The organism is Acinetobacter geminorum, assembly GCF_013009345.1.
In the GTDB taxonomy this organism is placed as follows: domain Bacteria; phylum Pseudomonadota; class Gammaproteobacteria; order Pseudomonadales; family Moraxellaceae; genus Acinetobacter; species Acinetobacter geminorum.
On the sequence record NZ_JABELE010000025.1, the window covers coordinates 25,051 to 31,433 of the forward strand.

The 6,383-nt window shown below is 37.8% G+C and carries 5 protein-coding genes and 2 pseudogenes; 4 read left to right on the plus strand and 3 right to left on the minus strand.

Annotated elements, in window-relative coordinates; all coding sequences use genetic code 11:
- The 3 genes and pseudogenes from HJG58_RS17405 to HJG58_RS17415 form a co-directional block, all read right to left on the minus strand.
- A complete protein-coding gene (locus HJG58_RS17405) occupies positions 1-711 on the minus strand; it encodes a phosphatase PAP2 family protein (protein WP_170249697.1) in 711 nt (236 codons plus the stop codon).
- Between the two features lie 139 nt (positions 712-850).
- On the minus strand, positions 851-2,038 hold the full coding sequence (locus tag HJG58_RS17410; RefSeq protein ID WP_170249698.1) for an ammonium transporter: 1,188 nt from the start codon (positions 2,036-2,038) through the stop codon (positions 851-853).
- 303 nt (positions 2,039-2,341) lie between these two features.
- Positions 2,342-3,226: pseudogene (locus HJG58_RS17415) on the minus strand (LysR family transcriptional regulator).
- 119 nt (positions 3,227-3,345) lie between these two features.
- On the opposite strand from HJG58_RS17415, the gene HJG58_RS17420 reads away from it, so the two are divergent.
- The 4 genes and pseudogenes from HJG58_RS17420 (at position 3,346) to HJG58_RS17440 (ending at position 6,309) form a co-directional block, all read left to right on the plus strand.
- Entirely contained in the window at positions 3,346-4,251 is a 906-nt protein-coding gene (locus HJG58_RS17420; RefSeq protein WP_170249699.1) for an AEC family transporter, read from the plus strand.
- Positions 4,252-4,377: 126 nt separating this feature from the next.
- A complete protein-coding gene (locus tag HJG58_RS17425; protein WP_170249700.1) occupies positions 4,378-5,394 on the plus strand; it encodes a molecular chaperone DnaJ in 1,017 nt (338 codons plus the stop codon).
- 150 nt (positions 5,395-5,544) lie between these two features.
- Positions 5,545-5,888, plus strand: a pseudogene (locus tag HJG58_RS18910) (endonuclease domain-containing protein).
- A 163-nt stretch (positions 5,889-6,051) separates the two neighbouring features.
- Positions 6,052-6,309: a hypothetical protein gene (locus HJG58_RS17440; protein WP_170249702.1), complete on the plus strand. Its 258-nt coding sequence runs from the start codon at positions 6,052-6,054 to the stop codon at positions 6,307-6,309.
- Positions 6,310-6,383: the final 74 nt, after the last annotated feature.

Genomic DNA, 6,383 nt, shown 5'->3' on the forward strand with positions numbered 1-6,383 from the left:
TTAGAGAAGTTCTTGTTTGATTCGTTTTTCAAACTCAAAGCGGTGAATACAAACGGCATAAAATAAGATATTTACCGCCCAAACCACCCAACCTGTCCATAAATTATGACTCAGGAAATGTGCTCCACGCATCATTTGTGCCCATCCCATCATAAATCCTAATAAAATGCCTGAAATGAGATAAAAATAGGCACGTTTGGGTTGTTCAAGACGATAAACAAAATAACCTGTCATTAAAATAAAGCCAGCGCTTGCATGTCCACCCGGAAAGCAATGCCCATGTTTCGCAGTAAAGTCCCAAATATAGCCACCTAAGCTGTTAGGATGAACCATATTCCAAGGGCAGGCATGAGCTGATTGTGATTTTAATAAGCCAACTATACCGCTACCAACCATGCTCACAAAAAACATATAACCATATTGCCAGCGATAAGGCTTTAATTTCTCAACTTTAAATGATACAAGCCACAGGCCGAAAAAGATGACATAAATGCCAGTAATGATCTGTTTTACAATTTCATGATTAAGTCTTTCCAGATACCAATTATCTCGATTGAAAAAATGACCTGTTGAATCAATCCAAGGCTGGATGAGGTACATATCAATTTTCCCACCCACTGGAAAAACGATTAAAAGCAGCAAAAAACTGAGAAAAAGAAAGATGATATTAATTTGGAAAAATTGTTTTTGTTGATTCATGCCATGCAACATCAATTAGATTGTGAGTAAAGGCATTACATAAAATAAAACTTAAATTGCTCTTAAACTATACTGAAGAAAGAGGTTCAATCTTCTTTAAAAAATAAAAAAGCGACGAGAAGTATCGTCGCCTTGAGCACTTTAGAAAGTATTAAAACATCCCCTCTTCAGAGTTTGCCGAAATTTTATGAATAGACAAATCTGCACCACGAAACTCGTCTTCTTGAGATAAGCGAATGCCAATGGTTGCTTTAAGAATTCCATAAACAATAAAGCCGCCAGCAAGTGCAATAGCGATCGCGAGTGTTGTTCCGATGAGTTGAGAGATGAATGAGACACCTCCTAAACCACCTAGCCATTGTTGACCAAATAGGCCTACTGCAATACCACCAAATGCGCCGCATACGCCGTGTAAAGGCCATACACCTAATACATCATCAACTTTGAGTTTGTTTTGAGTATAGGTGAATAGATAAACAAACATAGCCCCAGCTGCACCACCAATAACAAGTGCACTGATTGGATGAACAATATCAGAGCCTGCACAGATTGCCACTAAACCAGCAAGAGGGCCGTTGTGTAAGAAGCCTGGGTCATTTTTCCCAATCGCATTGGCTGTAATTGTACCGCCAACCATTGCCATGAGCGAGTTAATCGCAACTAACCCAGAAATAGCATCAACACGCTGCGCACTCATCACATTAAAGCCAAACCAGCCAACAATTAAAATCCATGAGCCCAGCGCTAAAAATGGAATAGAAGAAGGTGGATGAGCACTTACACGACCATCTTTCTTATAACGACCAGAACGCGCACCCAATAGAATCACAGCAGCAAGTGCAATCCAACCACCCATGGCATGAACTACGACTGAACCCGCAAAGTCGTGAAAAGCTGCGCCAAAGGTTGTTTCTAACCACTTTTGCAGACCGTAGTTGCCATTCCAGACCATACCTTCGAAAAATGGATATACCAGTGCAACTAAAGCGAGTGTGGCAATTGCTTGTGAACGCATTTTTGCACGTTCAGCAATACCACCCGAAATAATGGCAGGAATTGCCGCAGCAAAAGTGAGTAAAAAGAAGCAACGCATAAGGTTATAGCCATGATCACTTGATAAAACCGTACCATCATGGAAGAAGTGCTGGCCATAAGAGATGTAGTAGCCAACAAAGAAATATGCGATTGCAGAAAGGGCAAAGTCAGTCAGAATTTTACTAAGTGCGTTCACCTGATTTTTATGGCGAACCGTACCAAGTTCCAAGAATGCAAAACCTGCGTGCATGGCAAGAACCAAAACTGCACCAAGTAATAAGAAAAATAGATCTACATTTTGCATAGCATGCTCGAAAAAAGTGCTAAATTCCATTTTGGAACAAATCTGGGTCTGTAAATTGCACCAAAATAGATTTAAGGAATCTAAAAACCTAAGCTTGTCGAAACAAACTCAATTGCATAAAAGTGAATATGCAATAAGCGCACCAATTTGGATTAAATAAGGGGGTTTTGGCGATAAATGGTGCGTTGATTTGGTTAAAGAGGGGCAGTTTTGGCGCTTTTTACGTTACAAGTCATCTAATACGCTCATAAATTGTCCTGAAAGTGATCGTTATTAAATTTTTTAAAAATTATCTATATTCAATTAATGATCAGACCAAACCGATTGCGCGACTTCAATAAAAGCTTTCGCAGCGGGACTCATGTGCTTTTTATTTTTGACTGCGAGGCCAATAGAACGTTTAAGGTTCGGTTTAAAAGGACGTTTAACTACATTTGGATAGAGTGATAGTAACTCTTTGGTGAGCACCATATCAGAGACAATCGAAATCCCTAATTGATTGTGAACCATGCTAACGATACTCAAAATTTGTGAAACATAAAATTTGATGTCTGGTTTCACATTAAAGTTTTTTAAAATTAATTCGACCTGATGTCGACTGCCAGCCATTGTCATAATAAAAGGGCAATTTTCTAGCTGGGCTGGATCAATATAGAGCTGCTGCGCAAGCGAGTAACTATTCGGAATTAGGGCAACAAAACGATCTTCAATTAAAGGGAATGTATCAAAACGCTCATCTGGCATAATCAAAAAACCAACCTCTATGCGCCGTTCCAATAACCACTGAGCAACTTCTTTATCTTCACCCTCATCAATATAAATTTCGATTTTAGGGTAGCGCTGCCGAAAGGTTTCTAAAATTTCAGGCAATAGATAAATAGAGGATGAAGCACCAAAAGATCCAATACGTAATGTGCCTTCATTTAAACCATGAATGGCAGCCACTTATTTTTCTAAGGTATCGGAAATACTCAATAACTCTTTTACATGCGTAAGAAGCTGCTGTCCTGTCGTGGTGAGCTCAATATCACTCTGGGATCTTGAAATCAGGTTAATACCCCATTGTTGTTCTAATGATTTAAGGGCATGAGAAACTGCTGACTGAGAAATTCCCAACTTTTCTGCTGTAGCCGTAAAGCTTTTAAGTTCTGCAATGAGTGCGAAAATTTCAAGTTGGGTAAATGTCATGTTGTATTTGTTATGAGTAAAAACTCATTTTATCATGAGTTTTCATTATCTTTAATATATGAGAAAGCCAAGGTCATTGCTAAAAACAGCAAGCCCTTCAACCAAACTCGAGTAAAGAAATGAATAGCATTGTTTTATCTCTTTTTCCTTTAGTTGCATTAATTGCATCGGGATACTTATTTAAAAAATATCGTTTTTTTAGCGATGAGTTTTGGGCTGGGGCAGAGAAGCTTAATTACTATATTTTATTTCCAGCTTTGCTTTTTAGTACGCTATCGACCGCAAAAATTGATTTACAAAGCTTGAGTACAGCCATCATTGCGATGGTGATTGTAGTTTTGGCAGTAACTGCATTTTTATATATCCTCCGAATATTTTGGCAGATACCACCTGCACGTTTTGGTGTGCACGTACAAAGTATGGTTCGCTTTAATACCTATATTGGTTTGGCATTAGTGACTTCGCTTTTTAAAAGTGAAGGAATGGCAATACTGGCGATTTTATTGGCGCTTTGCATTCCGCTTGTGAACGTTATTTCGGTGCTTGCTCTAACTTCTAAAGAACACATGGCAATTAAACCTATTTTTATTGCACTCCTTAAAAATCCGTTAATTGCATCGTGTGTGGTCGGGGCAGTAGTCAATGCACTTCAAATCCCGATTTGGGAAGGCTTTAGTCAGTTTATTAAGCTTTTTTCAATGTCGAGTTTGCCACTAGGTTTGTTATGTGTTGGCGCAGCTTTGCAGTTTATGCAAATTAAAAAAGACATTGTGGTATTGGCAGCAGATACTTTTGCACGACTTTTAGCAGTGCCTGCCTTGGCTTACGGGGTCTGCATGTGGTTTGGTTTACCAAGTTTGCAAACACAGATTTTAGTTATTTTCTTTGCGCTACCGACTGCTTCCGCTTCATACATTTTAACCAAAGTTTTGGGTGGTGATAGTCAGCTCATGGCAGCCGTGATTAGCTTTCAAACTCTATGTGCTGCTGTGACATTGCCATTAGTGATTTGGTGGATTTCTTAGGTTATAACTTAGATAAGTCGTATTCTATTTTCTAAAAATGAATAGACTGATTCTGACTTAAAGAATGCTTAGCTACTTTCCTCATCTGATTATTGCTACACTTTTTTCTTTTTCAGGTGGATGAGTATGTCCTTTGATCTCAAAGTTAGCTTGCAGCAAAGGTCTGAACCGTCTGCACAGCAGAAAAAACTGAATCGCCTGATTGATAAAATAGAACAGCAAAAAGTTAGCCTGAGTACATGGCAAAATGCACAAGCTGAAATTCAACAACACATACGGCAAAAATTGATGCCTGTGTATAGCGATTTGCATGAAGTCTTATTTCAGCAGTTATATCAACTCTGGAATATGTTGCATAGCCATGATTTTTCTAAAGCAGACATGCAACAGCTGGATGAAAAAATTGCCCAGCTTGCACAAATGTTGAAGCGCTCCCAAATACTGTCTGCTGAACAGTTGGAGCTGGTGAAGCAGATTGATACCTTTTATGAGCAACATGCAGGGGAATCGGTAAAAAAGAATAAAAAAGTTCAGTCAATAAAATTTGAATATGATGAAAGTGCTGATCAAGGTGTAGAGTTAGAAGAAGACTTTGAAAAGTACGCTGCCGAGCAACAACAAGCGCGAGAACAAGCTAAACAGCAAAGACAACAACAAAAACGCGAACAAGCTGAGCAAATGGCAGCGCAGTCGTTAAAAACAGTTTATTTAAAAATTGCCGCGATGATTCACCCAGACCGTGAGCAAGATGAAACTAAAAAATTAGAAAAAACCGAGCTGTTCCAACAAGCAAGTCAGGCCTATGAAAAGCAGGATTTGTTTTATTTACTCAAACTCCAGTTACAGCTTGAACAGAATAAAGGGCTAGGTGTTAAAGAACTATCTGCCGAACAGTTGAGGTTTTATAAACTGGCTTTAGATGCACAAAGTCAGCAACTTGAAAGCCAAATTACTGAGATTATAGATTCTTTTCAGTTAGCAAGAAATGTAAAAGCAGAGCATGTACATATTAGTGATGTTTATAAAGCTGTAGATGCCGACTGTGCTGAGCTAAAGCAGCAGGTGAAGTGGGAAAAGGAACGCTTAAAGTATATGAAAAAGGTGAGTGGGGTTGAGATGTTATTGGGGCATGGGGTGTTATAACCTCTCCCTTGCGGAACTACAATCGTTCCTCATCTCCTGAAAGGAGAGGGAACTTCATTGCGTATCGAATAACAAGTTAATTCACAAAGGATACTCCTTCTCCCTTAGGGGGAAGGCTGGGGTGAGGGTAATTAAAATGGAAAATAAAGAATGAAACTAAACCCACAATTACTCGTATTTGCCAAAACCATGCGAAGTAATGCTACAGATGCAGAAAACCTGATGTGGCAACTACTTCGTGCTAAGCGGTTTATGAATCTTAAATTTCGTAGGCAGCATGTGATTGCACCATATATTGTGGATTAATTGGTTTGGTCATTGAGTTAGATGGTGGTCAGCATGGTGTTAATGATATAATTTAATATGATGCCGAGCGAAAAAAGTTTTTAGAAGCTTTGGGTTTTAGATTAGTAAGGTATTGGAATCATGATGTACTGAGTCACACGGATGTAGTTTTTGAGGATTGGTGGTTAAGATGTTATGAATCAAAGTAGACCTATTAAATATATTTTTGTAGAGTTGATTCAAAATTCAAAAATGAGTTTTAAAAAACATATTGGACTTAAAATAGCTCTAATCTTATGATCTTAATTCATGAATTAAATTAAATGCATAGCTATAAATATTTAATCCCATTTTTCGGGGTATGAGGGAGTTATGGAGTTTATTAAAGTTCCATTGTCTGTAGTGAAAGATTATAAAAGAGAATCTATTTTATGGGTTTTATTTGTAATCTTAGCTGGGCAGTTTGGAGTGTTTTGTAATTGGTTTATTCAAACATTTTTTACACAAAATACTCTACTTAGTGCTATTAAGTCAGATTTTAGTAGTGGTAATTTTTATATTTTTACCATTAGTTTAATGGCTTCATCATTTTTTATCGTATTAGTTAGTTTCTTGTACGATCAAGAATGAGCCTGTAAATTATTTTGTGTAAGTTCCATTTTTTATAAATGATCTTTTAATCGATCATCGAACTGAATCGTAAA